Origin of the sequence: Rhodococcus phenolicus (assembly GCF_001646785.1) — a bacterium.
Taxonomy (GTDB): Bacteria; Actinomycetota; Actinomycetes; order Mycobacteriales; family Mycobacteriaceae; genus Rhodococcus; species Rhodococcus phenolicus.
In genome coordinates, this window is record NZ_LRRH01000011.1 from 47900 (window position 1) to 64887 (window position 16988).

The 16988-nt window shown below is 68.4% G+C and carries 16 protein-coding genes; 8 read left to right on the forward strand and 8 right to left on the reverse strand.

Annotated elements, in window-relative coordinates; translation table 11 throughout:
- The first annotated feature begins 19 nt into the window (after positions 1 to 19).
- Complete coding sequence (locus A8G15_RS04670) at positions 20 to 1780, forward strand: helicase HerA-like domain-containing protein (RefSeq protein WP_068155841.1); 1761 nt, start codon at positions 20 to 22, stop codon at positions 1778 to 1780.
- Here the strand turns inward: A8G15_RS04670 and cmrA are convergent.
- Positions 1777 to 2580 carry a mycolate reductase gene (gene cmrA / locus A8G15_RS04675; RefSeq protein WP_068155844.1) on the reverse strand — a complete coding sequence of 268 codons (804 nt, stop codon included), beginning with the start codon at positions 2578 to 2580 and terminating at the stop codon, positions 1777 to 1779. The two genes, A8G15_RS04670 and cmrA, sit on opposite strands and share 4 nt — an antisense overlap.
- A gap of 159 nt (positions 2581 to 2739) precedes the next feature.
- Between cmrA and A8G15_RS04680 the strand changes: the two genes are divergently transcribed.
- Positions 2740 to 3339 (forward strand): TetR/AcrR family transcriptional regulator, encoded by a 600-nt coding sequence (locus A8G15_RS04680; RefSeq protein WP_245687701.1) that lies wholly within the window; start codon positions 2740 to 2742, stop codon positions 3337 to 3339.
- 7 nt (positions 3340 to 3346) lie between these two features.
- On the opposite strand, the gene A8G15_RS04685 is transcribed toward A8G15_RS04680, so the two are convergent.
- Together A8G15_RS04685 and A8G15_RS04690 are read right to left on the reverse strand one after the other, a co-directional pair.
- On the reverse strand, positions 3347 to 5371 hold the full coding sequence (locus A8G15_RS04685) for an NADPH-dependent 2,4-dienoyl-CoA reductase (protein WP_068155847.1): 2025 nt from the start codon (positions 5369 to 5371) through the stop codon (positions 3347 to 3349).
- Complete coding sequence (locus tag A8G15_RS04690; protein WP_068155849.1) at positions 5368 to 5922, reverse strand: PadR family transcriptional regulator; 555 nt, start codon at positions 5920 to 5922, stop codon at positions 5368 to 5370. Before A8G15_RS04690 ends, A8G15_RS04685 begins: the two co-directional genes overlap by 4 nt.
- Before the next feature lie 224 nt (positions 5923 to 6146).
- On the opposite strand from A8G15_RS04690, the gene A8G15_RS04695 reads away from it, so the two are divergent.
- Positions 6147 to 7043, forward strand: a complete 897-nt coding sequence (locus tag A8G15_RS04695) for a hypothetical protein (RefSeq protein ID WP_068156035.1) — start codon at positions 6147 to 6149, stop codon at positions 7041 to 7043.
- 75 nt (positions 7044 to 7118) lie between these two features.
- Positions 7119 to 8453, forward strand: coding sequence for an MFS transporter (locus A8G15_RS04700; protein WP_068155852.1), 1335 nt, complete (start codon positions 7119 to 7121; stop codon positions 8451 to 8453).
- Here the strand turns inward: A8G15_RS04700 and A8G15_RS04705 are convergent.
- Positions 8443 to 9270 (reverse strand): acyl-CoA thioesterase, encoded by an 828-nt coding sequence (locus A8G15_RS04705; protein ID WP_068155854.1) that lies wholly within the window; start codon positions 9268 to 9270, stop codon positions 8443 to 8445. The genes A8G15_RS04700 and A8G15_RS04705 overlap by 11 nt on opposite strands.
- A 92-nt stretch (positions 9271 to 9362) precedes the next feature.
- On the opposite strand from A8G15_RS04705, the gene A8G15_RS04710 reads away from it, so the two are divergent.
- A complete protein-coding gene (locus A8G15_RS04710; protein WP_068155856.1) occupies positions 9363 to 9956 on the forward strand; it encodes a TetR/AcrR family transcriptional regulator in 594 nt (197 codons plus the stop codon).
- Positions 9957 to 9969: 13 nt separating this feature from the next.
- Here the strand turns inward: A8G15_RS04710 and A8G15_RS04715 are convergent, their stop codons facing one another.
- Together A8G15_RS04715 and A8G15_RS04720 are read right to left on the reverse strand one after the other, a co-directional pair.
- Positions 9970 to 10803 (reverse strand): alpha/beta fold hydrolase, encoded by an 834-nt coding sequence (locus tag A8G15_RS04715; RefSeq protein ID WP_068156037.1) that lies wholly within the window; start codon positions 10801 to 10803, stop codon positions 9970 to 9972.
- 23 nt (positions 10804 to 10826) lie between these two features.
- The gene (locus tag A8G15_RS04720; protein ID WP_068155858.1) at positions 10827 to 11471 is read right to left on the reverse strand and encodes a TetR family transcriptional regulator; all 645 of its coding nucleotides are present in this window, start codon (positions 11469 to 11471) and stop codon (positions 10827 to 10829) included.
- 148 nt (positions 11472 to 11619) lie between these two features.
- On the opposite strand from A8G15_RS04720, the gene A8G15_RS04725 reads away from it, so the two are divergent.
- From A8G15_RS04725 to A8G15_RS04735, 3 genes are all read left to right on the forward strand, one after another.
- Positions 11620 to 12723: a ferredoxin reductase gene (locus A8G15_RS04725; protein ID WP_068155860.1), complete on the forward strand. Its 1104-nt coding sequence runs from the start codon at positions 11620 to 11622 to the stop codon at positions 12721 to 12723.
- A gap of 62 nt (positions 12724 to 12785) precedes the next feature.
- The gene (locus tag A8G15_RS04730; protein ID WP_082899662.1) at positions 12786 to 14051 is read left to right on the forward strand and encodes a fatty acid desaturase family protein; all 1266 of its coding nucleotides are present in this window, start codon (positions 12786 to 12788) and stop codon (positions 14049 to 14051) included.
- A 12-nt stretch (positions 14052 to 14063) separates the two neighbouring features.
- On the forward strand, positions 14064 to 14267 hold the full coding sequence (locus A8G15_RS04735; RefSeq protein ID WP_068155863.1) for a hypothetical protein: 204 nt from the start codon (positions 14064 to 14066) through the stop codon (positions 14265 to 14267).
- Positions 14268 to 14327: 60 nt separating this feature from the next.
- Here A8G15_RS04735 and gdhA read toward each other — a convergent pair whose 3' ends face one another.
- Positions 14328 to 15671, reverse strand: a complete 1344-nt coding sequence (gene gdhA / locus A8G15_RS04740; protein WP_068156040.1) for an NADP-specific glutamate dehydrogenase — start codon at positions 15669 to 15671, stop codon at positions 14328 to 14330.
- A 225-nt stretch (positions 15672 to 15896) separates the two neighbouring features.
- Positions 15897 to 16934 (reverse strand): helix-turn-helix transcriptional regulator, encoded by a 1038-nt coding sequence (locus tag A8G15_RS04745; RefSeq protein ID WP_068155866.1) that lies wholly within the window; start codon positions 16932 to 16934, stop codon positions 15897 to 15899.
- Positions 16935 to 16988: the final 54 nt, after the last annotated feature.

Here is a 16988-nt window from a genome sequence, read left to right on the forward strand (position 1 = left end):
TGGTTCGAGGAGGCTGAACATGACCGTGGATCCGACCCGATCCGGCGAGGCACTGTCCGCCGCCGAGAAGGCGAAGGCCGCGAAGGCCGCCGCCGAAGAAGCGGCCCGAGTCGCCGCCGAAGCCGCCGCCGCGGCCGAACTGGCTCAGCGTGAGGCCGAGGAGGCCGCCGCCGCGGCCGAGACCGAACCGGATGAGGCCGCCCAACCGAACGCGGCCACCGCCGGAACCGCCGCAGGCCCGGCCGCGGAGATCGCCGCGGGTTACGCGTTCTCCGGTGCGACCCTGGAACTGGGCACTGTCGTCCACGACGGCGTCGTCGACCCGGGTGCCCGGGTCCGGATCCCGCTGGCCATGATGAACCGGCACGGCCTCATCGCCGGCGCGACCGGCACCGGTAAGACCAAGACCCTGCAGGGCATCGCCGAGCAGCTGTCCGCGGCGGGCGTGCCCGTGGTCATGGCCGATGTCAAAGGCGACCTGTCGGGCCTGTCCGCGCGCGGGGAGGGCGGCGACGCGATCGTCACTCGCGCCGCCGACACCGGCGATGCCTCGTGGACCCCGGCCGGTTTCCCGGTTCAGTTCTTCTCGCTCGGCACCGACGGCATCGGCATCCCGGTCCGCGCGACCGTCACGGCGTTCGGCCCCATCCTGCTGAGCAAGGTGCTCGGCCTGAACACCACCCAGGAATCGACGCTCGGACTGATCTTCCATTGGGCGGATCAGCGCGGCATGGCGCTGCTCGACCTCAAGGATCTGCGGCAGGTCATCGCGTACCTGACCAGCGACGAGGGCAAGGCCGATCTCAAAGGTATCGGCGGTGTCTCGGCCGCGACCGCGGGCGTCATCCTGCGCGCGATCGTCAACCTCGAGGCCGACGGCGGCGACACGTTCTTCGGCGAACCGGAGATCGACACCGAGGATCTGCTGCGTGTCCTGGGCGGCAACGGGGTGATCAGCCTGTTCGAGCTGGGCGCGCAGGCAGCGCGTCCGGTGCTGTTCTCGACGTTCCTGATGTGGGTGCTCGCCGACCTGTTCCAGACACTGCCCGAGGAGGGTGACCTGGACAAACCGAAGCTCGTGTTCATCTTCGACGAAGCGCATCTGCTGTTCGCGGACGCGTCGAAGGCCTTCCTGCAGCAGGTCGAGCAGACCGTCAAGCTCATCCGGTCGAAGGGGGTCGGCGTGTTCTTCTGCACGCAGCTTCCTACAGATGTTCCCAACGCGGTCCTCTCGCAGTTGGGTGCGCGGGTGCAGCACGCGCTGCGTGCGTTCACGCCCGACGATCAGAGGGCCCTCACCAAGACGGTCCGCACCTACCCGAAGACGAGGTTCTACGACCTCGAGAACTCGCTGACCTCGCTCGGGACGGGGGAAGCGATCGTGACGGTCCTGTCGGAGAAGGGAGCGCCGACACCGGTGGCGTGGACCCGGATCCGGCCCCCGCGTTCGCTGATGGACACCGTCGGCGACGACGCGATCCGTGCCGCCGCCCAGGGACATCCGCTGTTCGCGAAGTACGGGCAGACCGTCGACCGGGAGTCGGCGTACGAGATGCTCACGACGAAGGTCGCAGGCGCGCCCGATGTGGATCCGCCGCTGGACGTGCCGCCGCTGCCGGATCTGTCCGAGACGATGCCGGCCCCTCGGGACGAGGGGCCGACGATCGTCGAACAGGTGCTGGGCAGCTCCGCGATGAAGAGCTTCCTGCGGTCCGCCGCGTCCGCTGCGGGGCGGGAGATCTCCCGCAGCATCTTCGGAACCGGTCGCAAGCGGCGCTAGCCGCCGAGCTTCTTGTAGAAGGTCCCGACGATCGGGGCGACGATCGCGCGCGGGGTGTAGTTGCCCGCGACGGACATGGCTTTGCTGATCAGTCCGGGCACGATGCGCATCCGGTTCTCGGCGAGACCGTCCAGCGACACCTTCGCGGTGTGCTCGCTCGAGATCCACAGGAAATCGGGGACGAGCTTGTCGACGATCGAGGCGTCGGCCGGGTCGGGGGTCTCGGTGCGCACCGGCCCCGGTGCCAGCAGGGTGACGTTCACGCCGGTGCCCTTGAGTTCGCCGCGCAGCGATTCGGAGAACGTGTTGACGAACGCCTTCGAGGCCGCATAGGTCGCGTTGTTCGGGATCGGCATGTTGCCCGCGGCGGACCCGACGTTGAGGATCGCGCCGGAGCGACGCTCGAGCATCTGCGGTAGCACCGCCAGGGTGAGGTCGTGCACGGCGACCGCGTTGAGCTCGACCTGCGCGCGTTCGTAGGACGGGTCCAGATCGGACACCGGTCCGAATGTGGCGATCCCGGCGTTGTTGCACAGGATGCTGACGTGGCGGTCGGCAAGTTCCTCGACCAGCTTCGCGCGGGCGTCGCGATCGGACAGGTCGCAGGCTCGTACCTCGACGGTGACGCCGTGCGCCGCGCGGAGAGTGGTGGCGAGCTCTTCCATCACCTCGCCGCGCCGTGCGACGAGGATCAGCGAGTGACCGCGCGCTGCGAGTTCGGTGGCGAGGGCCTCACCGATACCGGAGGAAGCGCCGGTCACGACCGCGCGGGCGTCTGGAGTGGGGTTCGGCAGAGTCACGGTGGGTCAGCCTAGTCGCCGCGGCTCGGGCTCGGTTGTCCGTGTCTTTCGGGAAGACTTCCCTAAACGGGGAGGTTGGCCGGTATTGTTTGTAGGGCGCAGGTCGCGAAGCGCCGCCGATGCCCCCGAGGTTCGGCGCGTTGGAACGAAGGAGTGATCGTGGTCACAGCTGTCATGGACGGTCGAACAGCCCGCGCGGAACGCACGCGCCGAGCGGTGGTCGAGGCGCACATCGCGCTGCTCCGGGCGGGCATGCTCAAGCCCACAGGTGCGCAGGTCGCGGAGCAGGCAGGCGTTTCCCTGCGGGCGCTGTGGGTCAATTTCAGCGACCTCGACACCCTGATGGCGTTCACCGGGGCGGAGATGCTGCGCCGTCAGGACGAACTGTTCGTGCCGGTGCCTCCGCATCTGCCGCTGGCGGAACGGATCGACGGCTTCTGCCGGCAACGCGCGCGGCTGCTCGAGTTCATCGCGCCCTACTCACGAGCCGCGGTCGTGCGCCAGCATTTCTCCGAAGCGCTCCGGGCTCACCGGCGGCGCCACATCGCGCGGGTCACCGACGAGGTGAGGGTCCTGTTCGCCCGCGAACTCTCGACCCTCGACAAGGACCGTCGCGCCCGCCTGGTCTACGCGCTCGGGGTCGCCGCCACGTGGGGATCGTGGGCGGTCCTGCGCGACGAACTGCAGCTCGGCGTGGACGAGGCGACCGCCGTGCTGCGCCAGTCGGTGGCCGGGCTACTGGCCGGCGTCACCGTCTGACAGGTTCTCAGATCCGGGCAGCGAGCCGGGTCCCCTGCTCGATCGCGCGCTTCGCGTCGAGTTCGGCGGCGACATCCGCCCCGCCGATCACGTGTGTGGTGACGCCTGCCGACAGGAGTTCGTCGGCCAGGTCCCGCACCGATTCCTGACCTGCGCACACGACGACCGTGTCGACGGCGAGCACCCGGAGGTCGCGGCGCTCGGCGCCGAAGCTGATGTGCAGGCCGTCGTCGTCGATGCGTTCGTAGTTCACACCCGACAGCTCGTGTACGCCCTTGTGTTTCAGGGACGCTCGATGCACCCAGCCGCTCGTCTTACCGAGCCCGGCCCCGATCCGGCCGGACGATCGTTGCAGCAGGTACACCTCGCGCGGAGACGGCGACGGTTGCGGGACGGACAATCCACCGTTCGCGTCCTCATCGTCGCAGACGCCCCATTCCCGCTTCCACTCCGCGAGATCCATTGTCGGGGAGGAGGTGTGGGTGAGGAATTCGGCGACGTCGACGCCTATGCCGCCCGCGCCGATCACCGCGACCCGGGTGCCGATCGGGGCCTCGCCGCGTACCGCCTGCGGGTACGACAGGACGTTCGGCCGGTCGATACCCGCGATTTCCGGCACGCGGGGTCGCACACCGGTCGCGACGACCACGTCGTCGAACCCGGTCAGGTCGGCGACGTCCGCGCGGACACCCAGTCGCACATCGACGCCGGTCAGCTCGAGCTGACGCGTGAAGTACCGCAAGGTCTCGGAAAACTCCTCCTTCCCGGGGATGAGCCGGGCGATGCCGAACTGACCTCCGATGCAGTCGTCCGCTTCGAACAGGGTGACGCGATGTCCGCGCCGCGCGAGGTTCACTGCCGCCGACAGCCCCGCCGGTCCGGCACCGACGACCGCGACCGTCCTGCTGCGCCGGGTGGGGGAGAGCAGCAGTTCGGTTTCGCGGCCGGCACGCGGATTGAGCAGGCACGAGACGTGCTTGTTGACGAACGCGTGGTCGAGACACGCCTGGTTGCAGGCGATGCACGTGTTGATCTCGTCGGCGGTTCCGGCGGCGGCCTTGCGCACCCAGTCGGGGTCCGCGAGCATCGGCCGTGCCAGCGAGACGAGGGCGGCCCGGCCGTCGGACAGGATCGCCTCTGCGGTCTCGGGCATGTTGATGCGGTTCGACGCGGCAACCGGAATACTCACGTGCTGGGCGAGTTTCGCGGTGACGTCCACGAACGCGGCACGAGGAACGGACGTGACGATCGTGGGCACCCGGGATTCGTGCCAGCCGATGTCGGTGTTGATGAAGGTCGCACCGGCTGCTTCGACTTCCTGTGCAAGCGAGACGATTTCGTCCCACCGCTGGCCGCGCTCGACGAGATCGGCCATCGAAAGCCGGAACGAGATCACGAAGTCCGGGCCGCCGACCGCCCGGACGCCCCGCACGATCTCGACGGCGAGACGGCGGCGCTTGGCGGGAGTGCCGCCCCACTCGTCGGTGCGCCGATTGGTGCGTTCGGCGAGGAACTGGTTGATGAAATATCCCTCACCACCCATGATTTCGACGCCGTCGTAACCGGCTTCCCGAGCGAGCCCGGCGCAGCGCACGAACGCCCGGATCTGTCGGCGCACACCCCACGAGGTGAGTCGGCGCGGCCGGAACGGATTGATCGGTGCCTTGATCGACGACGCGGACACGCTCAGCGGCCAGTAGCTGTACCGGCCGGCGTGCAGGATCTGCAGCAGGATCCGCCCGCCCTCCGCATGCACGGCGTCGGTGATCGTCCGGTGCCGGCGGGCCTCGATCCGGTTGGTGAGCTTGGCGCCGAACGGCAGCAGCCATCCGGTGCGCGTGGGGGCGTAACCGCCGGTGACGATGAGCGCGACACCCCCGCGGGCACGTTCGGCGAAGTATGCGGCCAGTTTCCCGGTGTTCGCGGCGCGGTCCTCGAGCCCGGTGTGCATCGATCCCATGATCACCCGGTTGGGCAACGTGATCGGTCCGAGGTCGAGAGGGGACAGCAGCGTGGGATAGTGGTCGGTCACGGCACGTCCTGTTCCGAAGCGGGAGTGAGAGCGTCGAGCATGTCCTGGCACCAATCGCGGAAACCCTCTTCGACGCGGATGCCTCCGCGCAGCACGAGGTACTGGTGCAGGTCCGGGCCCCGACGCGGCGGGGACTCCGGGAAGTCGCGTTTCTCGATCAGCCGGTAGACGTCGAGCCGCGCGGCGTGGGCGTCGCGGTGACGGGTGATCTCCGCGAGCAGTTCGGTCAGCGTGCCGGGGCGCGCTGCACGGACCTTCACGGCGAGTTCGCTGCGCAGATGGTCGGGTTCGGACGGCGTGGCGACCCAGCGGTCCAGTTCGGCGTGGCCGGCGCCGGCCACTCGATAGACCTTCTTGTCCGGGCGACCCTCCTGCGCCACGGTTTCACCGGTCACCCAGCCGCGATCCTTCATCCGGTGCAGTACCCGGTAGATCTGCTGGTGGCTGGCGCTGTGGAAGAACCCGATGGACCGGTCGAAGCGGCGGGCCAGTTCGTAGCCGGATCCGGCCCGCTCGTCGAGGGAGACGAGCAGGGCATGTTCGAGTGCCATGACGACAGTATGCAACGAGGTGCATATGGACACAAATGCATAGGGCGGAAGTGGTGGTTGGTATACCGAAATTTCGATACACCAACCATCATTGCGGGCACTTCCGGCCGGTCGGCGCCCGCGTGCAGGGACGTTGTCCACAGGTGGCAGTTCCATCCCCAGGACGAGCGAATCGAGTGGTTCTCCGGCGGATCCCGCGGTCGCGTTGCGGCACCATCGCCGGCATGGAGGATCCACGAGTGTTGACGCGCGCACGACTACTCGCGGCGGGTACGTCCGCCTTCGAGATCGCTCGCGAACTTCGAACCGGCGAGCTGGTGCCGGTCGCCCACGGCGTCTACTTGCGACGGGGCGATCACGGTGCGCTCGACGGCACCGGCCGGCATCGGGTGCTCGCGCGTCATTTCGGCTCGACTCTGGACCAGGGGGAGGCGATCAGCCACATCTCGGCGGCGACGCTGCACGGGGCACCTGTCTGGAATCTCCCGCTGACGCGTGTGCACGTGTCGCGGACTCCCGGCGCCGGCGCACGGCACCGGGGACGGTTGCACATCCACACCGCGCGATGGATGGATGCAGACCTCACAGTCGTCGATGCTGTACCGGTGACGTCGGTGGCCAGGACGATCGCGGACGTCGCACGCACCGTGCCGCGCCCACAGGCGGTGATCATCGGTGATGCGCTCCTGCGCATCGATCCCGCGGCCGCGGCGTGGTTGCCACGCGTGGTGGAGGCCGCGTCGGGGCTCCACGGTGTCGCACGTGCGCGTGCGGTGGCAGGCTTCCTCGACGCACGCAGCGAGAGTGTCGGCGAGTCGTTGTCGCGGGTCCGGATCGAGGAGGCGGGCCTGCCCCGTCCGGTTCTGCAGCACGAGGTCGTCGTGCGTGACGGACGGCGTTGCCGCCTCGACTTCTTCTGGGACGAGGCCGGAGTCGTCGGAGAGTTCGACGGGGCGGGAAAATACTCGGACCGGCGCGACCTCGTCGCAGAGAAACTCCGAGAGGATGCGTTGCGCGACGTCGGGTTCGAGGTGATCCGCTGGAACTGGGCGGAGCTGGACCGTTTCGACGTGGTCGTGCGGCGGTTCGAGCGTGCTCGCGCACGGAGAAGACGACAGTGACGATCGGTGTACCGAAATATCGGTCGTCAACCGTCATATGGGGCAGCTCCGCGACGACCGGTTTAGGCTGCGGGAATGAGCGCACACACGGCCGTTCCGGCAGGGATCGGGACGGCGACGACGCGGCGGCAGGTCTTCGCGTGGGGTCTGTGGGACTGGGGATCGGCCGCGTTCAATGCGGTGATCCTCACGTTCGTCTTCTCCGTGTACCTCACCGACGCCGTCGGCGACGACCTGCCCGGAACCGTCTCGGCGAGTACATGGTTGGGCTGGTCGCTCGGGATCGCCGGGTTCGTCATCGCGGTCACAGCGCCGGTCTCCGGGCAACGTTACGACGCCACCGGCCGGCGCAAACGGTCCCTCGCGGTACTCACCTTCGTCACGGTCGCGGCGATGGCCGGGATGTACTTCGTGCGCGACGACCACCACTATCTGTGGTTGGGGCTGGTCCTGCTCGGTGTCGCCTCGGTGATCGCCGAGCTCGCCCAGGTCCCGTACAACGCGATGATGCGCCAGATCTCCACCGAGGAGAACATCGGCAGGGTTTCCGGATTCGGTTGGTCCATGGGGTATTTCGGCGGCATCGTGCTGCTGCTGTTGTGCTATACCGGGTTCATCGCCGGAGACGGAGACACCCGCGGCTTCCTGGCGCTGAGTACCGACGACGGCACCAACATCCGGCTGGTCGCGCTGCTCGCCGCCGTGTGGTTCGGCGTCTTCGCGATTCCGGTACTGCTCGCGGTCCCCGAACTGCCCCCGACCGGTGTCGATCCCGGTGCGGACAAGGGTGGCCTCGTCGAGGCATACAGGGTGCTGTGGCGCGACCTGCGTGAGCTGTGGCGCGCGGACCGTCGCACCATCTGGTTCCTGGGCGCGTCGGCCCTGTTCCGCGACGGCCTCGCCGGCGTCTTCACGTTCGGCGCGGTGCTCGCCGTGACCGTCTACGGCATCGGGTCGGGCGACGTGCTGTTGTTCGGGGTCGCGGCGAATGTGGTGGCCGCGCTCGGCGCGCTCGTCGCCGGACGTATCGACGATCGGGTCGGCCCGAAGGCGGTCATCGTGGTCTCGCTCGCCGCGATGATCGTCGTCGGGGTGGTGCTCCTCGCGGTGTCCGGCCCGGTGATGTTCTGGATCTTCGGGCTGTTGCTGTGCCTGTTCGTCGGGCCCGCGCAAGCGTCCGCGCGCACGTTCCTCGCGCGGATCACCCCGCCGGGCCGGGAAGGCCAGATGTTCGGGCTCTACGCCACCACCGGCCGGGCGGTGTCCTTCCTTGCGCCTACGCTGTTCGGGTTCTTCGCGTGGGGATTCGGCGCGGACCGTGCGGGCATCGCCGGACTCCTCGTCGTGCTCGGCGCCGGTCTCGCGGCGTTGCTGGCCGTGCGGGCACCCGAATCGGCGGTCAGCCCTTGAAGTAGACGAGCTGGTGGGTCGTCGCGAGCAGTTCGCCGTCGCTGCTCCACAGCTCACCGGACTGGTCGAAGTAGCCCTTGCCGAAATGCTGCGAGCGTGCAGTGCCGAGTACCGACGCGTCGGACTGGCGTGCCAGCGCGTCCGCGTCCGCGTGGAAGTAGACGGTCAAGGACACCGTTCCGGCGGGCATGTACTGCCCGCGCCGCAGGAACACCCGCGGGAAGAACACATCGCACAACGAGGTCAGTGCCGCGAAGTCCAGTGGACGCGGCGGCGCGTCCCGCACCCACAAGGTCGTCGTCGAATCAGGGTTCTCGCCGGTCTCCGGCCCCGGTACCGCGCCCTCGACGAAGCGCATCTCGTAGTTGCGCGACCACGCGATGAACTCGGGGAGCGACTGTTGCGCGACATCCTGTGCCGGGGGAGCATCGGGCGCGACGGCCTCGGTCGACGACCAGGTGTCGCGTCGCGTGCCGAACACCGCGGTCGCGGTGGTCGTGACCGCCCCGTCCTGGGACAACTCGATCGACCAGTGCTGCGTCGACCTGTTGGTGCGCACCGGGCGCGCGGCGATCTCGAACTCACCATCCGCCAGTGGCCCGCAGTAGTTGACGGTGAGCGAGAGCGGCACGCCGAGAACCTCGGGATGCTGCTGGACCGCGCGCACCAGGGTCGCGGCCGTGATTCCGCCGAACGGTCCGACCATGTTCGCGTACGCCGGGTGGGTGCGGCCCGTGTAGCGGTGCGCGTCGGCGGCGACGAGCGAGACGGCGGCGTCGAAGACGTGGGTGTCTTCGGTGGTGTCGAGTTCGGTCACGGTGGACTCCTGACGTCCCGGTGCTGGCGTTCTAAGTATGACAACATACATAATTCGAGTAGGCAATTCCGATCGGATCGTGGGAGGGTGCGATGGCACGGCGGCAGAGCGGAACCACGGGACCGCGCGCGGCGATGACGGCCAGCGCCGTGACGTTGATGCGGGAACGCGGGGTGGCTGCGACCTCGTTCGCCGACGTCCTCGCCCACAGCGGAGCTCCCCGCGGGTCGATCTATCACCACTTTCCCGGTGGCAAGACCCAGCTGATCGAGGAAGCCACCCGCTCGGCCGCCGATGAGCTCACCGTCAGGATCGAGCAGATCCTGGACTCGGGCGACACCGTCAGCGCGCTCCGGTGGCTCGTCGACCTGTGGCGACGAGGCCTCGAGGCCACCGGCTACGTAGCGGGCTGCCCGATCGTCGCGGCCGCCCTGGGCACCGAGGCGTCGGCCCGCGACATCGCCGGCGCCGCTTTCGTGCGCTGGAGCGAGATGATCGGCGCGCGGCTCGTCGCCGACGGCATCGACCCGGCGCGTGCCGCGACCCTCGCGACGATGATCGTCGGCGCGCTCGAAGGCGGGTTGATCGTCGCGCAGGCGCAGCGCAGTGCGGCGCCGCTGGACGCGGTCGTCGGCGAACTCGAACTGTTGTGCCGCGCTGCGGGGGCCGCGACGCCGGATACGTGAGTGCGAAGACCCGTCACTGCCCGATGCGTGTGCGGATCGCCTCCGCCAGTGCTGCGGGTTCCTCTTCCGGAACCCAGTGACTCACATCGTCCAGGACGACGAATTCGTAGTCGGCGTCGGCGTATTCGTGGCAGCGTTCCGCGCCGGCCCGGGCCACCGCGACATCTGCGGTGCTCCACACGTAGGTGGTGGGCACCTTCACCGACGGAAGATCGCGGAAGTCGCGTCCCATCGCGCGGTACCAGTTCAGCGCCGCGGTCATCGCGCCGGGCGCAGTCAGTACCCGGACGTATTCCTCGACGGCAGCGTGGTCGGGCATCGGGCTGTACATCGCGCGCAGGCGCCGGGCGCCGTCGTCGAGCAGCACCGACTCGGCTTTGCCTTCCAGGCGCAGCAGCTTGATGTACGCCGATCGTGACTTCTGGTCCTCGTCGTGCTGCAGCGCCCAGCTGTAGGCGGCGGGATGCGGCACCGAGACCGCGGTGAATGTGCGGACGCGGTCGGGGTGGTGTGCAGCGAGGTGCCAGCCGACGACGGCGCCCCAGTCGTGCCCGGCGACGTGTGCGGTGTCGATCCCCAAACCGTCCAGCAGCCCGAGGACGTCGCCGACCAGCGCACCGATCGTGTAGGACGACACGTCGGCGGGACGGGCGCCGGGGGAGTAGCCCCGCTGGTCGGGGATGACGACGCGCAGGCCCGCCTCGGCGAGCCACCGGCCCGCATGTTCCCAGCTGCGCCCGGTTTCGGGGAAGCCGTGCAGCAGGACGAGCGGGGCGCCCTCCTGGGGGCCGGCGATACGGACGTCGAAGGTGAGGTCGCCGAGTGCGACGCGGCTGATCTCGAACATGGCGCCACCGTACGGTGCGGGGTTCACTCGTGGGTGGGTTTCCACGCCCCCATGCCGAGGATGATCAGACGCATTTGCTTCTCGCCGCGGGTGATCACGGCCGCCTCGTCCGGCCCACCCGGCGTTTCGACGGCGAGCAGTTCGACGGCCACCTCGAGCAGGGCGACGACGAGCAGGGCCGCAGCCATCTCCAGGTCGTCGTCGCTCCACCCGTCCAGCCCCGGCATCCCACCGAGGTCGAGCGCGAGTTCCCCTGTGAGCAATCGCAATTCGTCGTTGACGGCCCGGGACACCTCGGGTGAACCACCGTGTCGTTCGCGGGCCAGGAATCGGAACGAGGCCTCGTGCGCGCGGATCTGCTCGACCAGCACGGCCAGCGACGCCCGGGCGTTGTCGCCCGCGCTCCGGGCGCGGCGGGCGTCACGCAGTACCTGCCGCAGGACACGCATCGTGTCGGCGGCCAGGGTGACGCCGAGTTCGTCCATCGACGCGAAGTGGCGATAGAACGCGGTGGGGACGATCCCGGCTTCGCGAGCGACCTCGCGCAGGCTCACCGTCGAGAAGCTCCGGTCTGCCGCCAGCGCGAGTGCGGCATCGAGCAGGGTGCGGCGCGTGCGTTCCTTGCGGGCCGCCCTGGTGGTGGGTTCGGGGACGGGGGCTACGGACACGGACCCGAGTCTAGGCAGAGCGGCCTCCAGGAATCGAATACCGGTGTAACGGGCGTCACATGCGTGTTGACAGGCGGCGGGTGGGTGCTGCAACACTATTTGAGTGTACAAGTGTGCACTTAAATCGGATCGGTCGGGAGGTCCCGCAATGGTCGTCTCACCCCTCACACGCGTCGGAGCCGGACGGCGTACAGCGAACGTGTTCACCGGCGCCCTGCGGCTGATGTCCTGGCCGCACCACCCGGATCGCTACCTGGAACTGCTGGATCCGCTGCTCACCACGCAGAGCACCCGCGCGCGGATCGTCGATGTCGACCGCACGGTGCCGGGGATGATCACACTCACGCTCCGTCCCGGGCGGCGTTGCCGGTTCGAGGCCGGCCAGCACATCCAATTCGGCGTCGTCGTCGACGGAGTCCGGCACACCCGCTGCTACTCGCCGTCGAATTCGCAGCACGCCGACGACCGGATCGTCCTCACCGTGCGTGCCCACCCCGACGGCGTCGTGTCCCGCTACCTGCACGAATCCGCCGAGCCGGGTGACGTCGTCGACCTCGGCCCTGCGGCCGGCGACTTCGTTCTCCCACCGGTCCGGTCGGACCGCCTGCTGCTCATCAGCGGAGGCAGCGGCATCACCCCGGTGCTGTCGATGCTGCACACGCTCGCCGACGAACGGCACACCGGTGCGGTCACCTTCCTGCACTACGCCCGTACCGCCGCCGACGTGCCCCAGCGCGCGCGCCTCGACGAACTCGCCGCTCGCGCCAACGTCGAGGTCGTCCTCGCTCACACCCGGGGAGACGGCGGCCATCTGCACGGCCGGTTCTGCCGCGAACACCTCGACGCCGTCGTCCCGTGGTTCCCCGGCACCGCCACCTATGCGTGCGGCCCGGCGGGGCTGACCGCGAGCGTCCGCGAGGTCTACCGCGACGCCGGTGCTGAACAACATTTGCGCACCGAGGAATTCACCCTGCCTGCCGTCACGGTCGCCGGTGGTGCCGAAGGTACGGTCAGCTTCACCACGTCCGGAGTGGTTGCGGACAACACCGGCAGGACACTGCTGGAACAGGCCGAATCCGCCGGTCTGCGGCCCGACCACGGGTGCCGCATGGGCATCTGCCATACCTGCACCACGGTCCGCCGATCCGGATGCACCCGCGACGTCCGCACCGGCGAACTCGATTCCGAACCCGACGCCCGCATCCGGATCTGCGTCAACGCGCCGGTCGGTGACGTCGCGGTCGATCTCTAGACCGGCTTCGCTCCTCGGAGCGCAGCCGATCACCCGATCTTTCGAACCCTTTGGAGGACATCATGTTCGGATTGTCCCTACCGTCGATTCCCTTCCTGCCGTTCCTGTCCGGAAGCCGTGCACCCGACCCGGATCCGGTGGTCCTGAGTCGTGAGCAGGTCGAGGACATCGGCCGCGAACTCGACGCCCTGCGCGATCGCACGGTGGCCTCGCTCGGAGCCGACGACCGCGAATACATCTACCGGGTCATCAAGGCGCAGAGAGGATTCGAGGTGGCGGGGCGTGGCCTGCTGTTCCTAGGCTTCCTGCCACCGGCGTGGATCGCGGGTGTCGCCGCACTGAGCGTGTCGAAGATCCTCGACAACATGGAGATCGGGCACAACGTGATGCACGGTCAGTACGACTGGATGCGCGAGCCCGGACTGAACTCGCGTGTCTTCGAATGGGACACGGTGTGCCCCTCGGATCAGTGGCGGCACTCGCACAACTACGTCCACCACACATACACGAACATCCTCGACATGGACCGCGACATCGGGTACGGCATTCTGCGCATGGATCCCGCACAGCCGTGGAAGCCGTACTACCTGGGCAACCCGCTCTACGCCGCGGCACTGATGCTGCTGTTCGAATGGGGCGTGATGCTGCACGACGCCGAAGCCGATCGCCTGTTGGCCGGCAAGCGCGACCTCCGCGAACTCGGCCCCCTCGCGCGCGGCTGGTGGCACAAGGCCGGACGGCAGGTGCTCAAGGACTATCTTGTGTTCCCGCTGCTCACCGGACCATTGTTCGTTCCCACCCTGCTCGGCAATGCGACCGCGAATCTGGTGCGCAACGTGTGGGCGTTCTCCGTCATCTTCTGCGGGCACTTCCCGTCCGGCGTGCAATCGTTCACCGAGGAGGAAACCGCCGACGAGACGCGTGGCGAATGGTACGTGCGACAGTTGCTGGGCAGCGCGAACATCACCGGATCGCCGCTCATGCACCTGATGACCGGCAATCTGTCGCACCAGATCGAACACCACTTGTTCCCGGACCTGCCGGCCCGCCGCTACCCGGAGATCGCCCCGCAGGTGCGGGCGCTGTGCGAGAAGCACGGTCTGCCCTACAACACGGGGGGCCTGCTCCGGCAGGTCGCGTCGGTGTGGCGCAAGATCTTCACGCTGGCGCTGCCGCCGTCCTGGGTGTCCGAACCGTCCGAGAGCTCGGTCGTGATCGAGCGACGCCCCCGTCCCGCACAGTCGGATCCTGTCCCCACCGCGGAGCGCAGGGCCGACGCGGCGCGAACGGCAGAACCTCCGCGTACCCTCGTCCACGACACCGTCTGAGGGGATGAACGCATGGTAGGACGCTTCGAACGCAACAAGGACACGGTGCAGGAGATGACCGAATCCGCCGCCACCCACGTCGGGAACATCGCGGGCATCATCACCGGAGCCGTGCGGGACGTCACCCGCGAGATCGGCAATTGGATCTCCGACGGCATCGAGATGCGCGAGGCCGCACGCAAGGCGCGGCTCGACCACGACGGCCCCACCGACTGACCTGGTCCGATGTGAAAGGCCCGCTCGAACGAGCGGGCCTTTCACATCGACGGGGCCGGATCAGATGACGCCCAGGGCGAACATCGCGTCGGCAACCTTCACGAAGCCGGCGATGTTGGCGCCGTGGATGTAGTCGCCCGGCTTGCCGTACTCGGCGGCCGTCTCCACACACCTGCTGTGGATGTCGCGCATGATGCCGGCCAGGCGCTCGTCCGTGTAGTCGAAGTGCCACGAATCACGCGACGCATTCTGCTGCATCTCGAGCGCGGAGGTCGCCACACCACCGGCGTTTGCGGCCTTGCCCGGGGCGAACGCCACACCGGCGTCACGGAACACCGTGATGCCGCCGGGGGTGGTGGGCATGTTCGCGCCCTCGGCGACGAACTTGACGCCGTTGTTGACCAGGACCTTCGCCGCCTCCTCGTCGAGCTCGTTCTGGGTGGCACACGGCAGTGCGATGTCGCACGGCACGTTCCAGATGTTGCCGCCGGAGTAGAAGTCGGCGTCGGAGCGCTCGTCGACGTACTCGGAGATCCGGCCGCGACGGACTTCCTTGATGTCCTTGAGCAGCTCGAGGTCGATGCCGGCTTTGTCGACGATGTAACCCGACGAGTCGGAGCACGCGACGACCTTGCCGCCGAGCTGGTGGATCTTCTCGATCGCGTAGATCGCGACGTTGCCGGACCCGGAAACCACGGCGGTGCGGCCGTCGAGGCTGGTGCCGGCGGTCTTCGCCATCTCGTTGACGAAGTACGCGGCGCCGTAGCCGGTGGCTTCCTTGCGCACCATCGAGCCGCCCCAGGTGAGGCCCTTGCCCGTGAGAACGCCCGACTCGTACGAGTTGGTGAGGCGCTTGTACTGGCCGAACAGGTAGCCGATCTCGCGGCCACCGACGCCGATGTCACCGGCGGGGACGTCGGTGTACTCGCCGATGTGGCGGTGCAGCTCGGTCATGAAGGACTGGCAGAAGCGCATGATCTCCTGCTCGGAACGGCCCTTGGGGTCGAAGTCCGAGCCGCCCTTGCCGCCGCCGATGGGCAGGCCGGTGAGCGCGTTCTTGAAGATCTGCTCGAATCCGAGGAACTTCACGATGCCGAGGTTGACGCTCGGGTGGAAGCGCAGGCCGCCCTTGTAGGGGCCGAGCACGCTGTTGTACTGCACGCGGAAACCGCGGTTGACGTGCACCTGGCCCTGATCGTCGATCCACGGGACCCGGAAGATGATCTGCCGCTCGGGCTCGCAGAGCCGCTCGATCAGCCCGGAATCGAAGTACACGGGGTGCCGATCGAGCACGACGTGCAGGGACTCGAACACCTCCGCTGCGGCCTGGTGAAACTCGGGTTCACCTGCGTTGCGAGCCTTGACCTGCTCGTAGATCTCTTCGATGCGGTCCGAGGTCGACACGCCCACCTACCTGACTGTGAGAACACTGTTACATGACATTTACCCAGTGCACTATAGGCCGTAATAACCGGTGTTCTTCCATGAGGTGCCCAGGTGGGAGATAGGACACAGTGCGCGGGCCACCGGTGAATCACCGCAGGTGGCGGTACCGAACCGGATTTTCGGCGCATTTTCCCGGCGTGGTTCGTTCACTCGGCACGGTTTCGGCGCACGGCGTGAATGCGGTCACACCTGCCGTCCGGCCAGCCTCGCGGCGAGCTCTGCGCGACTCCCCGCCCCCGTCTTCGCGTACACGGATTTGAGGTGGTCCTGCACGGTGTTCGCAGTGATGTGCCGACGCCGGGCGATCTCGGCTGTCGACAGGCCGCCCGACACATCGAGGCACACGTCCCGCTCGCGCGCGGTCAACGCGTACGCCGTGAACAGCAGGTCGGTGAACTCGCCCGCGGGGGCCGGTTCGATGGTGACCACCGTGCGGCTCTCGTCGCCGTCGGTGACCAGTGCGGTCGCGCGGACCAGGACCCAGTATCCGTGCCCGTCGTGCACGCGCGCCCGGAACACCCCGGTGCGGCTCGATCGTGCCCCGGAGGTGGCGGCGCGCAGCAGCACCGCCAGACGCACCGGTCCTGCGAGCCGGTCCTGCCAGCGCCGGACCGCGTCCGTGAGCCCGATCGGCTGGCCCGCCGCGTCGGTCAGCACCACCGCCGGGCCGGGGTCGCTCCCGGGATACGGCCGCATCGCGTGGACGGCGGCGGCTCGTGTCGCGGCGGCGAGAGCCGGCGCCGCCAAGGTCAGGAACTCGAGTTCGCGATCGGTGAAATCCGACCCCGACCGCACGAATCCGGCTGCACCCCAGCAGTATCCGTCCGCGGAAAAGGCCACCCGAACCTCACGGTCGAGACCGAGGGGGCGCCACACCGCACCGTGGCGGAGGCTGCGCCCGATGGCGGCGGCCGGCAGATCGGAGGCCCGCACGACGATCCGCCCGCTGCGCGCGAGGTCGGCAAACGTCGCGGGATCCTTTCCACCACACTCGGATTCGGCGAGAAGCGGCTCGTACTCTCGGGGGATGCGGTTGCGTCCGCTGGTCATCGAACCGAAGGTCAGGCTTCCCGGATCGATCAGCGCCCAGCACGTCAGGTCGCTGCGGACCGTGCGATCGACCAGTTCGATCGCCCTGTCGTGCACTTGCGTGACGTCGGCGCCGGTGCCAGCCAACGCGAGGATCTCCCGGCACAGCCGCTCCGCCCGCACTTCGAGCATGAACTCAGTATGCGCTGGTACGCGCAATGCGGGCATCCCCGATTCCTGGGATGT

What these genes read in the sequence shown, in the direction of transcription:
- A8G15_RS04670 (WP_068155841.1), top strand. Translation starts at nt 20, where the DNA reads ATGACCGTGGATCCGACCCGATCCGGCGAGGCACTGTCCGCCGCCGAG.
- A8G15_RS04690 (WP_068155849.1), bottom strand. Translation starts at nt 5,922, where the DNA reads ATGGCACTCGAACATGCCCTGCTCGTCTCCCTCGACGAGCGGGCCGGA.
- A8G15_RS04695 (WP_068156035.1), top strand. Translation starts at nt 6,147, where the DNA reads ATGGAGGATCCACGAGTGTTGACGCGCGCACGACTACTCGCGGCGGGT.
- A8G15_RS04700 (WP_068155852.1), top strand. Translation starts at nt 7,119, where the DNA reads ATGAGCGCACACACGGCCGTTCCGGCAGGGATCGGGACGGCGACGACG.
- A8G15_RS04710 (WP_068155856.1), top strand. Translation starts at nt 9,363, where the DNA reads ATGGCACGGCGGCAGAGCGGAACCACGGGACCGCGCGCGGCGATGACG.
- A8G15_RS04715 (WP_068156037.1), bottom strand. Translation starts at nt 10,803, where the DNA reads ATGTTCGAGATCAGCCGCGTCGCACTCGGCGACCTCACCTTCGACGTC.
- A8G15_RS04725 (WP_068155860.1), top strand. Translation starts at nt 11,620, where the DNA reads ATGGTCGTCTCACCCCTCACACGCGTCGGAGCCGGACGGCGTACAGCG.
- A8G15_RS04730 (WP_082899662.1), top strand. Translation starts at nt 12,786, where the DNA reads ATGTTCGGATTGTCCCTACCGTCGATTCCCTTCCTGCCGTTCCTGTCC.
- A8G15_RS04735 (WP_068155863.1), top strand. Translation starts at nt 14,064, where the DNA reads ATGGTAGGACGCTTCGAACGCAACAAGGACACGGTGCAGGAGATGACC.
- A8G15_RS04745 (WP_068155866.1), bottom strand. Translation starts at nt 16,934, where the DNA reads ATGCTCGAAGTGCGGGCGGAGCGGCTGTGCCGGGAGATCCTCGCGTTG.